This is a genomic window from uncultured Aquabacterium sp. (genome assembly GCF_913773725.1).
GTDB lineage: Bacteria > Pseudomonadota > Gammaproteobacteria > Burkholderiales > Burkholderiaceae_C > Aquabacterium.
Map to the genome: position 1 here is coordinate 1 of NZ_CAJYGK010000145.1, position 16,965 is coordinate 16,965.

Consider the following 16,965-nt stretch of genomic DNA (forward strand, 5'->3'; position numbering starts at 1 on the left):
GCACAGGCTTCTCGATGTGGGCCCGCACGGCCACGCGGCGGGTAGCGGGGTCCAGCACGCCGCTGACATGCACGATGCGGCCATCCATGGGGGTCAGAGCATGGGCGTCGTCTTCGATGCGCACGGCCTGCCCCACACGCAGGACGTTGGCCTCTGCCTGAGGCACGTCAGCCAGCACGTCGATCCGGGCGGGATCACTGATCACGAAGGCCGGCTCGGGCGCATCGGGTCGCAGCTCCTGTCCGGGGTTGAGCTGACGGGACGTCACCATGCCGGCGAGCGGCGCCCGAAGCGCAAAACGCCCGTCGGCCCCCACCGGGCCGAGGCTGTGCACCCGAGCGGAGGCACGCTCCAGCTCGGCCTGTGCGACCCGGGCCTCGGCGCGGGCGGTTTCCAGCTCCCGCGTGGCAATGACCCCGGCTTCGCTGAGCCCCTGGGCACGGCGCCAGGCAGCGTCCCGGCTGTCGCGATCGGCCTCCGCCTTGCGGACGTCGGCCACCGCTGCCGCCGCATCCGGCGCGACCAGCCATGCCAGCACCTCGCCTGCCTTCACGGCCTGCCCGGGGCGCGCCACCACTTCCACCACCCGACCGGGCAAAGGACTGAAGACCCGCACCGTGTGATCTTCGTCGGGCACCAGGCGAGCAGGCAGAGGTTCCACCAGCGGTGGAACCGACGCGGTCACGGCTTGGATGGAGAGATAGGCCAGCTGCTGTGATCCGGGCGGGTAGCGAAGCTGGTCCGCAGCCACGCGGATGGTGGTAGGTGCCGCCACTGCTTCCACATCGGCCGGGGCGAAGCGCGAGCTCACGACAGCCAGGGCCACCACGGCGGCCGCCGCACCGGCGTACATCAGAAAAGTCCTGTTCATGGGATCACGGCTTCCAGGAATCGGGTTCGGCACCGGGCAGCGGGGCCGTCAACGTGAGGGTCAGCAGCGAGCGCGCAATGGCGTGGTCGGCCTGCGCTGCGGCGTACTCGAGCTCCACGGCATGCAGGGTGCGTCGCGCATCCAGCAGGTCCTGCAGGCCCAGGGCGCCATGGGCCCGGGCGTACTCGCTGGCTTTCAAGGCATCACGGGCCTGAGGCAGCAACTGGCCCTCGATGCGGGACAGGCGGGAGCGGGCGGTATCCCACGACTCCAGCAGCGCCCGGGTTTCCGCGAACGCGGCCGCAGTCACCCGCTCGAGTTCGGCCCGGGCGTCATCCAGTTGCACCTGGGCCCGGGTCAGCGCACCGGCCTGCCTGTCCGCCACGCCGAGCGGAACCGAGAACCCCACACCCCACAACCGCTGACCGACCGGCGGATCGTGCTCGAACTGCACCCCCACCGTCACATCGGCCTTGCGCTGGGCCTGTGCCAGCGACAGGGCGGCTTCGGCCTGCGAAACGCGCTCTGCGGCAGCCCGCACATCGGGACGCTGCGCCACGGCATCCTGCGCCGCCTCGGCCTTCACGGGAGGCTGCGTCTGCACCTCGGGCCACGGGTCACCGGCCACCAACGCGGCCGTGCTGTCATCGCGCTCCAGCGCCAGCAACTGGCGCAACTTCCATCGGGCCTGGCGCCACTGCAGGTCGCTGTGGGCCAGCTCGTTGGCTGCCCGTTCGGCCTCCACCGACAAGCGGGTGGCTTCCAGTCTGGAGAGGTCGCCACGTGCCAGCCGCTGCAGCGCGATGTCGCGCCCTTCCGCCGCCAGCACAGCATTGTCCCGCGCCACCCCTGCCTGCACCTGGGCGAGCTTGAGCTGCCAGTACGCCTCGGCCACGGCCGCAGCCTGCTGCCGTCCCGTGGCCCGCAGCTCCAGCTCGGCCGCCGCCACGCCGGCGTCGGCCACACGGGTGCGCCAGACGCGCTTGTCGCCCCGCTCCAGCGTCTGCTCCAGCCGCACGGTGGTGTCGAACGGCCGCGACCAGGGGCCGCCATGCCCCATCTGGCTCGGGTTGATGGACTGGGTGTTGACGCTGAGCTGCGGCGGCGGCGTGACTTCTGCCGACACACGGTCAGCACGGGCGCCTTGCACCGCTCGGCGTGCCATGGCCACCTCTCGCCCGCCGTCCAGGGCACGTGCCAGGGCGGCCGTCAGGCTCCAGGACGCGTCACCCCCATCGGCCCCACGGGCCGGCAGCTCGGCGGCAGCGGCCCATCCACCCACGCACATCAGAAAGAGAACAAACAGCCTGCGACATCTCATGATTCGGGCCGGCGTGCCGTCGGTGGCACACTGGCTGGCGCGCAGTGTCCTGTCGCATCCTTTCACCAACCTTTCTTCGTGCCCTGCATGCGGCTGCTGCTCGTTGAAGACGATGCGCCCCTGGCGTCGGGCCTGGCCGCCACCCTGCGGCTGGGAGGCTACGCCGTGGACACCGTGACCACCCTGGCCGACGCCCGTGCGGCCGTCGCCGCGCATCGCTTCGATGCGGCCATCCTGGACCTCAACCTGCCGGATGGCGACGGACTCGCGCTGCTGCGCGCCTGGCGCAACCAGCGCGTGCGGCTGCCCGTGCTCATCCTGTCGGCCCGGGATGCCATCGAAGACCGGGTGGGCGGCCTGGATCTGGGTGCCGACGACTATCTGACCAAGCCCTTCGATCTGCCCGAACTGGAAGCCCGGCTGCGTGTGCTCATCCGTCGCAACCAGGGAGGATGGGACCGGAGCCTCGTCGAGGTCGGACCGCTGTCCGTGGACACCGCGGCCAGGCGGGCCACACTGAATGGCATCGACATGGGCCTGACGGCGCGCGAGTTCGCCCTGCTGCGCATGCTGGCCATGCGCGCGGGTCAGATCCAGCCCAAGGAGGCCCTCATGGCGCGGCTCAGTGACTTCGAGCAAGACATGAGCCCCAATGCGCTGGACATCCTGGTGCACCGGCTGCGCAAGAAGCTGGCCGACAGCGGCCTGGCCATCCGCACGCTGCGCGGGCTGGGCTACCTGCTGGAAGAGGAAGCCCGGTCATGAAGGGCCAGACCTTGCAGCGCCGGCTGGCCACCCGGCTGGGTCTGGTGCTGCTGCTCTTCGCACTGGGTGCCGCCGTGACGGTGTTCCAACTTGCCAGTGGCTTCAGTGACGATGCATACGACGAGTGGCTGCTCGATACCGCGCGCTCCATCGGGCTGCTGGTGCGCCCGCGCGACGGTCTGGTGTTGGGCGACCTCGCGCCCACGGCTCTCGATGCCGTGGTCTTCGACGCACACGACCGTGTGCTCTTTCGCGTCGACAGTCCGTCCCAGGGGCTGGTCGCGGGGCACACTCACCTGCCTGCCGCGCAGGCCCATCCCGGCCAGGATGTGATCTACCGGGACGTCGTCATCGACGGCCAGCCGATGCGGCTGGTGCAGCTCACGCGCCACGATCTGCTGCCCGACCATCCCGTGACGATCAGCGTGGCCGAAACCCTGCACAAACGCGACCGCCTTACCTCGCGGCTGCTGGGCACCGTGATGGCGCTGATCGGCCTGCTGGCCTTGATCGCCCTGTGGATTGCCGGCGACGTGATTCGGACGGGCCTGCGGCCGCTCGTGGCCCTGGCCAATGCCCTGCGCGCCCGTCAGCGGGGCGACCTCGACCCCATTCCTGATGCAGGGCTGACCGACGAGCTACGCGTCTTCACCACGGCCCTGAACGACCTGCTCACCCAACTGGACGAGGCCGTGAAGCTGCAGCGTCGCTTCGTGACCGATGCAGCCCACCAACTGCGGACCCCGCTGGCCACCCTGAAGGTGGAACTGGCCCATGCAGAGCGCGAGACGGACCCGGTCCGACGCCAGGCGGCCCTGCAGGATCTCGGCCACGCCATTGACCGCCTGGCACGACTGGTTCACCAGCTGCTCGGACTGGCGCGCGCCGAGCCGGGTGCGCTCACGCACAACGCCTTTCAGCCCGTTCCCCTCGCCCCCCTGCTGCGCGAAGTCACCACACGGTTCATCCCCAAGGCCCTCCGGGCTGACATCGACCTCGGCTTTGAAGAGCGCGCCACAGCCACCGTTCGCGGCGACACCCTGCTGCTCGAAGAGGCCGTGTCCAACCTCATCGACAACGCCCTCTGCTATGCGGGCCCGGGTGCTCAGGTCACCGTGCGGCTGCGGCACGAGCGCAAAGAGGAAGTCTGCATCGAGGTCGAAGACAACGGGCCCGGCGTTCCGGCGTCCGAGCTGCCGCATCTGGCTTCGCGCTTCCACCGCTGCCCCGGCAGCCCGGCTGGCGGCTCGGGTCTGGGCCTGTCCATCGTCGACGAAACAGCACGCCTGCACGGCGGGCAACTGTGCATCATCCCCACCGAGCCACACGGCCTGCGCGCGTGCATGACCCTGCCCGTGCACTGAACAGGCGATGTCAAAGAGGCTTCATCTGTGCGCCCTACACTGCGCGCCATGAAAGCGATCACCGCGCTGAGCTTGGCCATGGCGTGCCCTGCTCTGGCCCACGCCGCACGCCCTCTGGTGACGGACGATGCCCGCCTCACCACGCCTGGCAGCTGCCAGCTGGAGGCCTGGACGCGCCAGACGCCGCACAGCACCGAGTGGTGGGCCATGCCCGCGTGCAACCCGTGGGGATCGGTTGAAATCACGGCCGGCGGGGGCATCGCGCGCCCGGACGGACTGCCCCGTACCCACGACACCATCCTGCAACTCAAGACGCTGTGGCGAGAGGTCGAACCCAACGGCTGGGGGGTCGGGCTGGCCATCGGCACGGTCCAGCACCCGTCGATCCACCCGGGCCCGAACCAGCTTGGCAACGATTACGCCTACATCCCCATCTCCGTGTCCTTCGATGACGACCAGCTGGTCATGCATGCCAATGTGGGACACCTGCGGGATCGGGCCAGCAAGCAGCGCAGCACCACCTGGGGACTGGGCGGGGAGGCCCGGCTTCACGATCGCGTTCACGGCGTCGCCGAGGTGTTCGGCGACCACCGCACCCGACCTTACATTCAGGCTGGCGTGCGATGGAGCCTGCTGCCGGACCGCATCCAGATCGACGCCACAACAGGCCGGCAGCTCAACGGCCCGCACGACAGCCGCTGGTTCTCTCTGGGCATCCGCGTGACACCCCGCGAACTGTTCTGATTGCCGCAGCAGGCCATCTGCCGCTCAGAACGAGTCGAACAGCCTGCCTGAACCAATGTCTTGCCCCTCGCCCGCCTGCAGCCCGTCGATGGCTGGCAGCAGGGCCCGGTGGGCCGCGGTGATCGGCTCGACCCGGGAACTGTAGTCTGTCTGCCCCAACAGCTTGTTCAGGCCGCGTACCGGAGACGCCACTGCGGTGTTGACCCGCTCCATCACTCCGGCGTCGTACTGCGGATCCAGTGTCATGGTGAAGTGGTTTCTCAGCCCCAGCGACATCGGGAAGATCACCCCCATCCTGAACAAGCCCGCGACACGGTCCACGCAGTCTTCCAGCGAAGCGTCCTTGCCAAAGGCGCTGGCGCTCAACGTCAACATGTTTCCCTCGATGGGAAACTCGATGCCGAATGCCTGCTGCGCAAAAGACAAGGGATTTATCCGCTCGACGAGGGATTTCTGCCGGAACCACCGCACCCGGATTTTCATCTCGCCGCGATAGGCTCCCGCCCCGGAACGAACCATGTCGTCATAGGGCTTGAGAAACCGCATCGCCATCTTTTCATAGTCCTTGTTTCCGACGCATCCTTCTTCGCAGGGCAGCAGCACCAGCCTGGGAAACGTCCAGAGGACGGCCTTGCCCAAGGTCAGCTGACGCTGAAGATCGGCCGCTTTCTCATTGGTCAGTGCGTTGTTGACGATGTCCGCGTCGATGATCTCCGGCATGTTGAGGTTCGGCCGGAAATGGGCGATGCGCCACGGCGTGCCCACATGGTATCGGTGCACCCCCGGGTGAGTGGTGCTGACCAGGGGCTGCGCCGCAATGGGGGCGCCGGGAGGCACCGCGTGCTCGAAGGCACTCTGGGTCGCCTTCGTGGGGAGATCCTGAGGCTGCCTGGCCGTCGTCGCACAACCCGCCAGGATGAATGAACCCAGCAAATACCCACCAACTCGCAGCATGGCCATTTCCTTCGTACAGCAAAGAGGAATCACTTCGACGGTCGCTTTCGCCATCTCCGTAAAGCCATTCTCTGGCGGTCGCCGTAACAAAATGAAACAGCGAGGAAAATCAATTCACGTGGTCAGATATTTCACGAGGGGTAAGCGCCCTGCCTCCTGGACTGTGGGGTGTCGCTCACAACAGCGCGCCGACCCGCCGCTGCACGAATGTCTCGGGGGATAAGGAATGAAGACCGACGTCCAAAACAAAAATCCCCCTACGAGGATTCATCTCATAGGGGGACCGTGTGTTCTGGCGGAGAGGGCGGGACGATCTTCGCATGGCTTCAAAAGTCGCTTTAAATCAATGACTTAGCTTTAAATCCCGCCAAAAATGGTACGCAAAACAGTACATCTTTTGGTACACATCCTAGCGTACTTGGCCCGCTTGCTGGGGGAGTACGCCTCATGTCAACGCTCCGGGCTACTATTGCGTTGCATGGGACACAATGCAACGAGAGAAGCTATCAACAACTGTGAGGGAAAAAATGAGCTTTGAATTCAAGGACAAAAAGCAGGTTGAAAAAGATATTGCAAATAGAGATCAGCAACGAACGGACAAGGCTTGGTTTTTGTTTCACGCAATCAAATTTTGTATTCCGTTATACGGAGTTACAACAATAATACTTGACGATTACAGAAAATCAAAAATATATTGCCAATCATTCAAGCAACCGGCAATTTTCCTTCTCTTTGCACTTCTGTCTTTTATATGGCCTGCGGTATTTGCAGCATCACAAATATTTTTGCCATTAATTATCATTCCAATTTTTATGGCCTATTCATATGCAAAATTTCGTACAAAATTCTGGACCGCGGTTGGCAATAATTTTCATTAAAAGCAATTTAAAATAAAAAGGCCAGTCTACTGACTGGCCTTTTTATTTGCAATTACCACACTCTTGACAAATCGAGATTTTTCAATATAAGTATGATAACAGTTCCCCAACTGTGCAGTTAAATCATACGAAATAAATTCAAAATGTCAAGACTGCCTAACGGGAAAAATGTTAAGGCAGTTTTTTTATGCGTCCATAGTCACGATTCGGAAAATTGCCAATGCGAATGGCTAATATGAAGGCAGGTTAGAAATATTGGGAGTAACGCCCCATAACTGTAAATCCCCCTTAGCAGGTAGCGAACCAATGATCGCATTGGTTAAGTAGGCAAGAATGGGAGTTTCAGACAGAGCCACACAGAGAGTCTTAATAGGTGCAACCTGGTTTGAAGTCGTGTTAATACGATGAATGCACTATCTAGGGATGATTAACCATTCCCAGTCCCATATGTGGTGAAAACACTACTGAGAGGAACGAGACACCAAGCAGAATTTAAAAATCTGCTTAGGGTGAGTCTTTGTCCCTCTTAGTAGTGAAGCGGAGCGGAACGCATAAGAGGGACAAAGACTTTAATGTACCAGAATCTACGAAGTAGATTCTCTGTACACAGTACAGATATATTAATAGTACATGTGCAAAGTTGACTAAACCCAGTACAGTAAATAATAATCTCGTAGAGATTTACGAAGTAAATAAAAATGGCGCGGCCAAAAATTTCACACTTTTTTGAAATTTTTCTTATTTTCTCGCTCTTGGTAAACTTCTAGGCCTTGCGACAATTCATAAATTGTTTTTTCGGCACGATCTAGCTCTGCGATTAAATTTTTATTTCTGGTTTTTTCTTGGGTCAACTGATTGGCAACTTCTGCCACTCTTCTATCAGCCCATTCCTTAGCCTGAGCCTTCACTTTTTCAGACTTCTTTTTTTCGGCTTCGGCATCCACTTTCAATTTTTCAGCAGTGGCTAATGCATTTGCACTGGGTTTGTGCCAAGCACCAGAAATGCCAGCCAACCAACTTCCAATTTTTGAACCAAAAGCAGAAGCCTGCTTTTGTGCATTAGAAATAATTTCTTGTGCTTTCAATTCGGCTTTCTTCAAACCGACTTTGTAGGCATTTTCTCTCACAGACCTATGCTGGGCCTTGGCATCTGCAAAAAATGCAGCCTGGGCCTTTTCTGCATGCCACTGGGCACGAGTCAAGCGACGACGAGCAGGCCCAATTCTGGTAAGACCATGAGCCATAGCAACTTTTTTGCTGAACTCATCTTGAAAGGCCCTCATTGCGCCAATGTAGGCCAAATTCTGTTCACCTTTCTTTTTGCCATCAATTTTGGCCTGTTTACTGGCCTTGTACCCCTCGTGAATGTCATCCAGTCTTTCACCGATATGGGGCACCACTGTGAAATGTAAATGGGGGTGTGATTCGTCATTATGAACAACCACGGACTTCAAACGATCCCCGTACTTCTCTTTCAACCATTCCAATGTGTCTTCTGCAAACTGGGGAAATTCATCCTCCATTGCTCTGGGTAAAGATGCCACACCAATAATGACACAGTTGGCATCTTTTCTCAATTTTCGACCCTGGGCATCCTTGGCCTGATCTGCCCACTCATCAATTAAAGGTAAAACATCCAGAGGTGGCATCCCATATAAAAGTGTTGGTTCACCTGGATTATTTATATGAGGGCAAGCACCATCCTCCCTCCATTGCTCAGACAAAATCTCTTTTGCACAACGTGATTTTGTAGTGGTAGTAACCTTTACTCCACTTTTTTTGGTAATAGTTTTTGATTGACTGCTACCCTCACGACCATAGACATCTATGTGAATAAATTGGTAACTCCCTTCCTTCATTCTGACCTCTTATTGTTTTTCTTTTCATAATTAATTTTAGCATTTTGTTTTTAAAGGTCAACTTATCCTCCCGGTATAGGGACCGACTATGCTTATTACACTACGTTTCATAAGCGCGGCCCTGTCTGGGGACTCTGCGAGGCCAAATACCAAACAGCCGTTGACTTCACCACCTTTGCTCATATGGTGTTTTGCTTGCTTTTTTAGCATTCCCGGCTGGGAGCACCTACTTCATTTTTGGCACGCAAAAATAAAGCAGGCAAAAAAATAGCACTCCGAAGAGTGCTTTAATCAGAATTTTGGTTTTGGTTCCTTCTTGTATTTATCAGGAACATTGCCGACATCTGCAATTATTCCACCCTCTGGTATGTGCTCAAATTCTGGCATGGAAAAACCAGAAGCGATGAACCATCGTTCAAGTTCTTTCGTCCATATCAAAAAGTAGAGAACCCCATCAACAAAACAATGGATGAATTTTTTGCTATGCTTTGTGAAAATGTACACGCATTGAACACGATCAAGGTCAATAAATTCACCTTCATTATTGACGGTGGGCAAGTCAATTGCATTCATAAAACTCACAATCAATAATTTAATTCTGAACCAAAGCCAATTTAACCATTTCATCTGCCGTTCTCCTTTTGAGAACAACATACGAAATCAATTTAATTTGTCAAACACCAATCAGTGAAGTAACCTTCTTCCTTGCTTCATCCGTCCTATTGTATAGGTCATCTACATTGAACTTATTGGAGTAAGTGGCAACATTGACGGCTTCAATTTCGTGCCCAAAATACTGGCAACGAACTTCATAGTCCACGCCATTTTTCATAAAGAAATCATTGAGGAACTTCCTCAGTGAATGAAAAACCAGCTTCGAACGGTGGATTTTTTCAGCCTTGATCTGGTAACTGAATTTTTTACCCACGGCATTACCTGCCCCTTTTCCCTCTCGGTCTTGATACCTGAAAACGAAGTCCGTCGCTTTCTTGCCATCCAGAAATTCACCGAAGCCCTGATTGAAGATCAGGGGAGGAATTGGAACTTCTCTTTTGCCCGCAGATGTCTTGGCATCCCTAATTTGTAGGTAGTAGGTTCCTGCTTCTGAATTTTTGACATGCCCCACTTGCAGGGCAGTCAATTCACCTACACGACAACCAGAGAAAATCTCCAACATCAAGCACCAGTAGTAATCTGGATCGCTGGTTTTTTCATTCTTGAATCGTTCAGACTGAAAGAATGTTTTGATCTCGTCAGGTTCAAAAATAGCATAACCATCGGTTAGTTTTTGCTTTTTTGTCTGCAAGTTCTTGGCGACTACTGGATTTTTCCCAACCAAGTACCCTTGATCCAGGGCAAAGTTTATCAACGATTTAAGGACAATCATTTTATTGTCAATTGTCCTTGGGTTGTTTTTCTTCGCCAAATCTTCACGATAACGATTAATATCACTTTGAAGAATTTCAGCGATCGGGCATTTACTTTTACAAAATGCTGTAAATTCTTTGACAACATTTTTGTAAGTCACAACCGTAGCAGGCTTGACCTTTTTCAGTAAGAAAAACTTATCAAGTAGCTCACCCAGTGGCAGGGATTGCGAAGCAACGAGGGGACCGCTACGACGGTCTTCCAAGTCATGAACCCCCTTGGGGGTGGCGACAGCCGGGGTGCTTGCAGTCTGTTTATCAATCAGCCACTGAGGAAGTTTGCCAATGCTCTCCAATGCATTGAGCATGGCCGCATGGTCTTCGGCACCATCGGCCTTGAACACTCCCCGGCTCAGATCAATTTCGTACTTTTTGAACTTGTTGCGATCCTGCGACATTGGCAGCCCCTGATTCATTCTTGCTAGAAGACACGCCTCCAAGTAGGCGGCACGTTGCCGAATGATAGGAGGCTCACCTGCACCGAGTGCGAACACGAGGTACTTTTTGCCATCACACAGATGTCTGAGGGCGACAGGAACGAAGAACCTTGCATAGTTCCGTTGCTGCCTGGAAAACAAAAAAGGCTTCAAAGTGGTACACCTTTCGGTACACGACTTTTGAAGCCTCTTTAAAAAAGTCCTTGCAAATCAAGGACTTACGTCATCTGGCGGAGAGGGCGGGATTCGAACCCGCGGTAGGCTATTAACCTACACACGCTTTCCAGGCGTGCGACTTAAACCGCTCATCCACCTCTCCGAAGCCCGCTACTGTAGCACGCTTTGTCAGTTCAAGGCGGCCTTCTTGCCGTCCTTGTAACCGTACAACGTCATGGCCGGGGTCTTCAGTTCGCCATTGGATTCGAACTGCACCTTGGCGGTCACGCCCTGGTAGTTGGTGTCCGACACCTTGGGACCGTAGACCTTGGGATCGGTCGAGCCTGCGCGCTTCATGGCGTCCACCAGGACCATCGTCGCGTCATAGGTGTAGGGCGAATAGACCTGGAACTGGCCCGGGAACTTGGCGTCGTAACGCGCGCGCCATTCCTTGCCGCCAGCCAGCTTGTCCAGCGAAGCGCCGCCCACGGCACAGACCACGTTGTTCAGCGTCTTGGCGCCGCTGGCCAGCTCGATCAGCTTGTCGGTGCAGATGCCGTCGCCGCCGAACAGATAGGTCTTGGTCAGGCCCAGTTGCTGCATCTGGCGCAGCATCGGACCGGCTTGCGGGTCCATGCCACCGAAGAAGATGCCGTCCGGCTTCTTGTTCTTGATGGCGGTCAGGATGGCCATGAAGTCCACCGCCTTGTCGTTGGTGTACTGCTGGCTCACGACCTCCATGCCCAGTTCCTTGGCGGTCTTGGCAAACACCTCGGCCACGCCCTTGCCGTAAGCGGTGCGGTCGTCGATGATGGCGACCTTCTTGAGCTTGAGTGTGTCCTTGGCGTACTTGGCCAGGCCGGCGCCCAGCGCGTTGTCGTTGGCCAGCAGACGGTACACGTTCTTGTAGCCCAGGGTCGTCAGCTCGGGGTTGGTGGCCGAGGGCGAGATCATCGGCAGGCCGCATTGGTTGTACACCTTCGACGCCGGAATGGTCGTGCCCGAGTTCAGGTGGCCGACCACGCCGTTGACCTTGGCATCACACAGCTTTTGCGCAGCTGCCGTGCCCTGCTTCGGGTCGGCCGCATCGTCTTCCGCGACCAGCTCGAAGGTGACTTTCTTGCCGCCGATGGTGACGTTCTGCTTGTTCAGCTCGTCGACCGCCATGCGCGCGCCGTTTTCATTGTCGCGGCCATAGTGCGCCTGCGGACCGGACACCGGGCCCACGTGGCCGATCTTGACGACCGTCTGGGCCTGAACGGCGCCACCGGCAGCCAGGGCAGCAAACGATGCAGCAGCCAGAGCCACACGGCTCAGGCTGGTAAACGGGGCATTGCGAAGGGTCATGTCCACCTCGTCAGGTTGGTTGGGTTCAAACGGGAACGGTTGATGATGCCCCATGGTCAGCGATGGCGCAGCTTCGCCATCTCCTGTGCCACGGAACGGGCGACGACATCTCGCATCGTTCGCCCGAGCTCCTCACGCAAGTCGCGCACCAGGGCCTCGCTGTGGCGCGCCAGAATCGGCCCGATGGCCTCACGCAGACGGAAATCGAGCATGCCGTCCATCTGTTTCTGCACATCGTTGAGAACCCGCTGCGCGATCTGTGCCTCGCTCAGCGCTGGGGGGACAGGGGGCGAAGGCTCCACGATCGCCGGCGCGGCCTCCGGCGTCGGCGCGGACAGGCCGCCTCCCACAACCAGGTTAGAAATCGGCGTCCACGGGGGGCGCGCGTTCGGAAAACCGGATGTGACGACAGGCGGGGGTACGGTTTGCCCGACGCGGTCCGGCACCGCAGGGATCTCGATCACCTCGGTCAGGGTCGGCACATGAGCCGGTGGGCGTGGCGGCTGGCTCATTCCTTGACCTCGTGCGGCTGAACCTGCCAACCCAGCGTCGCATACTGCTTCCAGCGCTGCCGCCCTTGCTGGCGGTCCTCGGCCTCGCTCGACACGATGTCGAACACGCGAGGAAAGCGCGCCATGCCAGCGGGCACCGGGTGCCCCAGGTTCACCAACACATGACGCTCGCCCGGAGCCGACTCGGCGTCGGTCGTCAGCCAGATCGCGGTGTCATGCTGGCGCACAGGCACGTCGGCAGGCGCGATGGCCAGGACATGAGGCAGGAACTCCTGCTCATCGAACGTCCACAGCTGGCGATCCAGCGTGCGCAAGGTCGCGTCATCCCCGGTGACCACCACGCGCGCACCGGCCCGATACGCTTTGCGCAGCAGCCGGCAGGCGTAGGCCAGTTTGTCGCCAACCCCGTGGTGGAACTCGACCTTGCCGGCTGCAGGGGCATCGTGGGTCATGGCCAGCCCGTCAGGCCTTGGCAGAACGGGCCGCACGCGGGGCCTTCGTGGCCGGGGTACGGGAGGTCTTGCGGGCGACCTTGCCCGCTGCCTTCACCGGACGCGGCGCGATGGCGTCCTTGCCGGCGGCAGCCTGGTCCAGTATGAAGCGCGTCAGCAGGCCGACGGGCCGACCGGTACCGCCCTTGGCCCCGCCCGATTTCCAGGCCGAGCCGGCGATGTCCAGGTGTGCCCAGCGGTAAGCCTTGGTGAACTTCGCCAGGAAGCACGCGGCCGTGATCGCCCCGCCTTCGCGGCCACCCACGTTGGCAATGTCCGCAAAGTTGCTCTTGAGCCCTTCCGCGTACTCATCGTCCAGCGGCATGCGCCATGCGGTGTCCTGCGCCTGCCGCCCGGCCTGCAACAGGGCCTGGGCCAGCTCATCGTCCGCCGAGAACAAACCGCTGTGCTGGTGGCCGAGCGCGATCACGCAGGCACCCGTCAGCGTGGCGATGTCGATCACGGCAGCCGGCTTGAAGCGCTCGGCATAGGTCAGCGCATCGCACAGGATCAGCCGGCCTTCGGCATCGGTGTTCAGCACCTCGATGGTCTGCCCCGACATGCTCGTGACCACGTCGCCGGGTTTGGTGGCCGTGCCGCTGGGCATGTTCTCGCACGCAGGGATCAGACCGATCAGGTTGACACGCGGCTGCAGTTCAGCCACGGCCCGGAAGGTGCCCAGCACGCTGGCAGCGCCCCCCATGTCGAACTTCATCTCGTCCATGCCGGCGCTCGGCTTGATGGAAATGCCACCCGTGTCGAAGGTGATGCCCTTGCCGACCAGCACCAGCGGGGCCTGCCCGGCCGCGCCACCCTGGTACTGCATGATGATGAACTTCGGAGGCTGGGCAGACCCGTTGGTCACGGACAGGAACGAACCCATGCCCAGTTTTTCCAGCGCGGGGCGCTCGAGCACCTCGACCTTCAGATGCCTGTGTTCACGGCCCAGGCGCTTCGCTTCGCTGGCGAGGAAGGCCGGCGTGCAATGGTTGCCGGGTCGGTTGCCCAGCTCACGCGCGAGCGTGACGCCCTCGGCAATTGCCTGCCCTTCGGCCAGCCCCTGCTTCACGGCACTCGCCTCGTCCTGCTGGCAGGCCAGCGTGACCTTCTTCAGCTGCCCCGGCTTGGGCGCGCTCGGCTTGGTGTGGGTGTAGACATAGGTGGCATCCGCCACTGCCAGCACCAGCGAGCGGGCATGCGCGGCCTCCAGGCCCACACCGCCCGCCACGGCCACGGCCGCATGGTTCGCGCCCAGGTCCTTGATCTGGGCCACGCCCTTGGCCACCGCGGCCTTGAAGGCCTTGGGCGAACCATCGGCCGCCGCCAGCAGCAGCAGGCGAGAAGCCTTCACCCCCACCGGCCGATGCACATACAGGCTCTTGCCCGTCTTGAGCACGAAGTCGCCCGCTGCCACGGCATCCTTGACGATCTGGTCGAGCACCGGGTCGCCCGTGCTGCCCTGATCGGCCGTCAAAACCACCAGCAACGCATCGGCATTGAGCTGGGACAGGGCAGGCCCGTGGGCCACGGTAGAGCGGTAGTCCATGCAGTGCAAGTCCATAATGGACGGGTAGACAGATCCAAGCAATGTTATTCGATTCCTCCGTGCGCCGCGAACTGTGGCGCAGTTTCATGGCCACGCTCGTGGTGCTGCTCACCGTGGTGTTGACCATGGTGCTCATCCGCATCCTCGGCCAGGCCACACGAGGGGCCTTCGCGCCCGCCGATGTCAGCCTGATCATGAGCTACACGGTGGTCACGCAGCTGCCGGTGCTGCTGGCGCTCGCGCTGTTCGTGTCGGTGGTGACCGTCCTCAGCCGCATGTGGCGCGACAGCGAGATGGTCGTTTGGCAGGCCAGCGGGGCACGCCAGTTCAGCTTCCTGCGCCCCCTGCTGCGCATGGCCTGGCCCATCGTCGCCCTGGTGGCGGCCAGCACCTTGGTGGCGCGCCCCTGGGCCTACGACCAGACCGAGGTGCTCAAGCACCGCTTCGAGAAGCGCTCCGACATGGCCCGGGTGACCCCGGGACAGTTCCAGCCGTCTGCCGATGGCAAGCGCGTCTTCTTCATCGACAGCCACAGCGACGGGCAGACCACTGGACGCAACGTGTTCATGGTGCTGACGGACAAGGGCATGGAATCGGTCGTGACGGCGCGTGAGGGCCAGATCATCACGGACAAAGGCATGCGCTATCTGATGCTGCATCAGGGCGAGCGCATCCAGACACGCCTGGACACCGGCGAGGTCACCACCGCGCAGTTCGAACAGGCTCGCGTGCTGGTCGGCGAATCACCGGACGCCGGCCTGGCCGACCCGGAACTGCGGGCCATGGCCACGCCCACCCTGATTGCGGAACGCAGCCGCGATGCCCGCGGTGAGCTGGTCTGGCGTCTGGGGTTGGTGTGGGCCGCCTTCAACATGGTGCTGGCCGGCCTGGCCCTGGCGGCGGGCAACAGCCGCCGCAACAGCAGCTGGAACCTCGTGTACGCCCTGCTGCTCTTCGTCGTGTACTTCAACCTGCTGACCCTGACGCAGTCATGGGTGGTGCAAGGCCGCATGAAATGGGCACCCGCGCTGCTCGGCGTTCACGGGGGCCTGACGCTGGCTCTGCTCGGCCTGATCGCGTGGCGAGATGGCGTGTTCCGCTCCTTGGGGCAGCGGGCATCGGAGGCGCGCCCATGAGGACCGTTCGCCGACTCATCTTCGGGACCGTGGTGCGGCATGTCGCCCTTGTGGCAATCGCATTCTCTGCCCTCTTCTTCTTCATCGATTTCGTTGACGAGGTGCGCAACCTCGGGCGCCTGGGCTACCAGCTTCACCACGTGCTGTGGACCTGCGTGCTGATGCAGGGATCGCATCTGTACGACCTGTTTCCCATCTCTCTGCTGATCGGAGCCATTCTGGCGCTGTCGCGTCTGGCCCAGACCTCCGAATTCACGATCCTGCGGACGGGCGGGCTCGGTCCGGGCCGCGCCCTCGGCCTGCTGGGCCTGCTCGGTGTAGGCGCAGCAGGCCTGATGATCTTCATCGGCAACTGGTATGTGCCCTGGTCCGAAGAGCAGCTGCAGGTGCACAAGGCCCAGTTCAGCACGCGTCAAGGCCTCAAGCTGGGTCAGTCCGGCGCCTGGCTGCGGGAGCGGCGCCCGCTGACCGATGGAGGCCATCACCTCGTTACCGTCAGCGTCGGCAAGGCCATGCGGCAAGACCAGTTCGGCGATGTGCGCATCTTCGAGTTCGATCAGGCAGGGCGGCTGTTGCGGCGGGTATCCGCGCGCGAGGCCGTGGTCACACCGGGCGAGGACGGCAACGGGTCTGTCTGGCACCTGCGGGAGGTGAACGACACGGTGTGGTTGACCCATGACCGCCTGGGTGAAGGCGATGTGCAGCAGGCCCGCCCGGTCGTCCGGGACGAGGCCGTGGACGAACTGGCGTGGCAGAGCAGCCTGACGCCTCTGGTCGTGTCGGCTTCGGTGCTGCCGCCGGACACCATGTCGACCATGGCGTTGTGGCGTTACACCCGCCACCTGGCCAGCAACGCCCAGGCCGCCCAGCGCTACGAGATCGAGTTCTGGAAGAAGACGTTCTACCCCATCGTCTGCCTGGTGATGGTCGCCCTGGCCCTGCCCTTTGCCTACCTGCACGCACGCAGCGGCGGCATGAGCCTCAAGATCTTCGGTGGCATCATGCTGGGGATCAGCTTCGTGCTGGCCAACCACATCAGCAGCCACCTCGGACTGTTGCACCAGTGGCAGCCATGGCTTGCCGCAGCGGCTCCCAGCGCGCTGTACCTGCTGCTTTCCATGAGCGCCTTCGTCTGGCTCGTGCGCTACCGTTGACCC

15 protein-coding genes and 1 tRNA gene are annotated in these 16,965 nt (G+C 60.4%); 5 read left to right on the plus strand and 11 right to left on the minus strand.

All coding sequences use genetic code 11. The features are described 5' to 3' along the window. The coding region (locus QZ709_RS17230; protein ID WP_294638667.1) for an efflux RND transporter periplasmic adaptor subunit at positions 1–871 on the minus strand (871 nt) is incomplete at its 3' end. 4 nt (positions 872–875) lie between these two features. After that, entirely contained in the window at positions 876–2,192 is a 1,317-nt protein-coding gene (locus tag QZ709_RS17235) for a TolC family protein (protein ID WP_294638668.1), read from the minus strand. Positions 2,193–2,279: 87 nt separating this feature from the next. Between QZ709_RS17235 and QZ709_RS17240 the strand changes: the two genes are divergently transcribed. Genes QZ709_RS17240 through QZ709_RS17250 form a run of 3 tightly spaced genes read left to right on the plus strand, consistent with a single transcriptional unit; the run spans position 2,280 to position 5,065 of the window. Then, complete coding sequence (locus QZ709_RS17240; protein WP_294638669.1) at positions 2,280–2,957, plus strand: response regulator; 678 nt, start codon at positions 2,280–2,282, stop codon at positions 2,955–2,957. Next, positions 2,954–4,321, plus strand: a complete 1,368-nt coding sequence (locus tag QZ709_RS17245; RefSeq protein ID WP_294638670.1) for a sensor histidine kinase — start codon at positions 2,954–2,956, stop codon at positions 4,319–4,321. Before QZ709_RS17240 ends, QZ709_RS17245 begins: the two co-directional genes overlap by 4 nt. Positions 4,322–4,369: 48 nt before the next feature. After that, positions 4,370–5,065: a hypothetical protein gene (locus QZ709_RS17250; protein WP_294638671.1), complete on the plus strand. Its 696-nt coding sequence runs from the start codon at positions 4,370–4,372 to the stop codon at positions 5,063–5,065. A gap of 24 nt (positions 5,066–5,089) precedes the next feature. Here the strand turns inward: QZ709_RS17250 and QZ709_RS17255 are convergent, their stop codons facing one another. From QZ709_RS17255 to QZ709_RS17295, 9 genes are all read right to left on the minus strand, one after another. After that, the gene (locus QZ709_RS17255; RefSeq protein ID WP_294638673.1) at positions 5,090–6,073 is read right to left on the minus strand and encodes a hypothetical protein; all 984 of its coding nucleotides are present in this window, start codon (positions 6,071–6,073) and stop codon (positions 5,090–5,092) included. A gap of 1,540 nt (positions 6,074–7,613) precedes the next feature. Beyond that, the gene (locus QZ709_RS17260; protein WP_294638674.1) at positions 7,614–8,756 is read right to left on the minus strand and encodes a plasmid recombination protein; all 1,143 of its coding nucleotides are present in this window, start codon (positions 8,754–8,756) and stop codon (positions 7,614–7,616) included. 291 nt (positions 8,757–9,047) lie between these two features. After that, positions 9,048–9,383, minus strand: coding sequence for a hypothetical protein (locus QZ709_RS17265; RefSeq protein ID WP_294638675.1), 336 nt, complete (start codon positions 9,381–9,383; stop codon positions 9,048–9,050). Positions 9,384–9,429: 46 nt separating this feature from the next. Beyond that, complete coding sequence (locus QZ709_RS17270; RefSeq protein WP_294638676.1) at positions 9,430–10,677, minus strand: phage integrase N-terminal SAM-like domain-containing protein; 1,248 nt, start codon at positions 10,675–10,677, stop codon at positions 9,430–9,432. A 171-nt stretch (positions 10,678–10,848) separates the two neighbouring features. After that, a tRNA-Ser gene (locus tag QZ709_RS17275) sits at positions 10,849–10,939 on the minus strand. Positions 10,940–10,965: 26 nt separating this feature from the next. After that, on the minus strand, positions 10,966–12,123 hold the full coding sequence (locus QZ709_RS17280) for a branched-chain amino acid ABC transporter substrate-binding protein (protein ID WP_294638677.1): 1,158 nt from the start codon (positions 12,121–12,123) through the stop codon (positions 10,966–10,968). 56 nt (positions 12,124–12,179) lie between these two features. Next, positions 12,180–12,635, minus strand: coding sequence for a hypothetical protein (locus tag QZ709_RS17285; RefSeq protein ID WP_294638679.1), 456 nt, complete (start codon positions 12,633–12,635; stop codon positions 12,180–12,182). Continuing rightward, a complete protein-coding gene (locus QZ709_RS17290; RefSeq protein WP_294638680.1) occupies positions 12,632–13,087 on the minus strand; it encodes a DNA polymerase III subunit chi in 456 nt (151 codons plus the stop codon). Before QZ709_RS17290 ends, QZ709_RS17285 begins: the two co-directional genes overlap by 4 nt. 10 nt (positions 13,088–13,097) lie before the next feature. Continuing rightward, a complete protein-coding gene (locus QZ709_RS17295) occupies positions 13,098–14,672 on the minus strand; it encodes a leucyl aminopeptidase (protein ID WP_294638681.1) in 1,575 nt (524 codons plus the stop codon). A 41-nt stretch (positions 14,673–14,713) separates the two neighbouring features. On the opposite strand from QZ709_RS17295, the gene lptF reads away from it, so the two are divergent. Together lptF and lptG are read left to right on the plus strand one after the other, a co-directional pair. Next, positions 14,714–15,808 carry an LPS export ABC transporter permease LptF gene (gene lptF, locus QZ709_RS17300; RefSeq protein WP_294638682.1) on the plus strand — a complete coding sequence of 365 codons (1,095 nt, stop codon included), beginning with the start codon at positions 14,714–14,716 and terminating at the stop codon, positions 15,806–15,808. After that, positions 15,805–16,962: an LPS export ABC transporter permease LptG gene (lptG, locus tag QZ709_RS17305; RefSeq protein WP_294638683.1), complete on the plus strand. Its 1,158-nt coding sequence runs from the start codon at positions 15,805–15,807 to the stop codon at positions 16,960–16,962. The genes lptF and lptG overlap by 4 nt, the downstream gene beginning before the upstream one ends. The last annotated feature ends 3 nt before the right edge of the window (positions 16,963–16,965 follow it).

Coding starts and splice junctions, on each gene's coding strand:
- QZ709_RS17235 (WP_294638668.1), bottom strand. CDS start 2,192: ATGAGATGTCGCAGGCTGTTTGTTCTCTTTCTGATGTGCGTGGGTGGA.
- QZ709_RS17240 (WP_294638669.1), top strand. CDS start 2,280: ATGCGGCTGCTGCTCGTTGAAGACGATGCGCCCCTGGCGTCGGGCCTG.
- QZ709_RS17245 (WP_294638670.1), top strand. CDS start 2,954: ATGAAGGGCCAGACCTTGCAGCGCCGGCTGGCCACCCGGCTGGGTCTG.
- QZ709_RS17250 (WP_294638671.1), top strand. CDS start 4,370: ATGAAAGCGATCACCGCGCTGAGCTTGGCCATGGCGTGCCCTGCTCTG.
- QZ709_RS17255 (WP_294638673.1), bottom strand. CDS start 6,073: ATGGCGAAAGCGACCGTCGAAGTGATTCCTCTTTGCTGTACGAAGGAA.
- QZ709_RS17260 (WP_294638674.1), bottom strand. CDS start 8,756: ATGAAGGAAGGGAGTTACCAATTTATTCACATAGATGTCTATGGTCGT.
- QZ709_RS17265 (WP_294638675.1), bottom strand. CDS start 9,383: ATGAAATGGTTAAATTGGCTTTGGTTCAGAATTAAATTATTGATTGTG.
- QZ709_RS17280 (WP_294638677.1), bottom strand. CDS start 12,123: ATGACCCTTCGCAATGCCCCGTTTACCAGCCTGAGCCGTGTGGCTCTG.
- QZ709_RS17285 (WP_294638679.1), bottom strand. CDS start 12,635: ATGAGCCAGCCGCCACGCCCACCGGCTCATGTGCCGACCCTGACCGAG.
- QZ709_RS17290 (WP_294638680.1), bottom strand. CDS start 13,087: ATGACCCACGATGCCCCTGCAGCCGGCAAGGTCGAGTTCCACCACGGG.
- QZ709_RS17295 (WP_294638681.1), bottom strand. CDS start 14,672: ATGGACTACCGCTCTACCGTGGCCCACGGGCCTGCCCTGTCCCAGCTC.
- lptF (WP_294638682.1), top strand. CDS start 14,714: ATGTTATTCGATTCCTCCGTGCGCCGCGAACTGTGGCGCAGTTTCATG.
- lptG (WP_294638683.1), top strand. CDS start 15,805: ATGAGGACCGTTCGCCGACTCATCTTCGGGACCGTGGTGCGGCATGTC.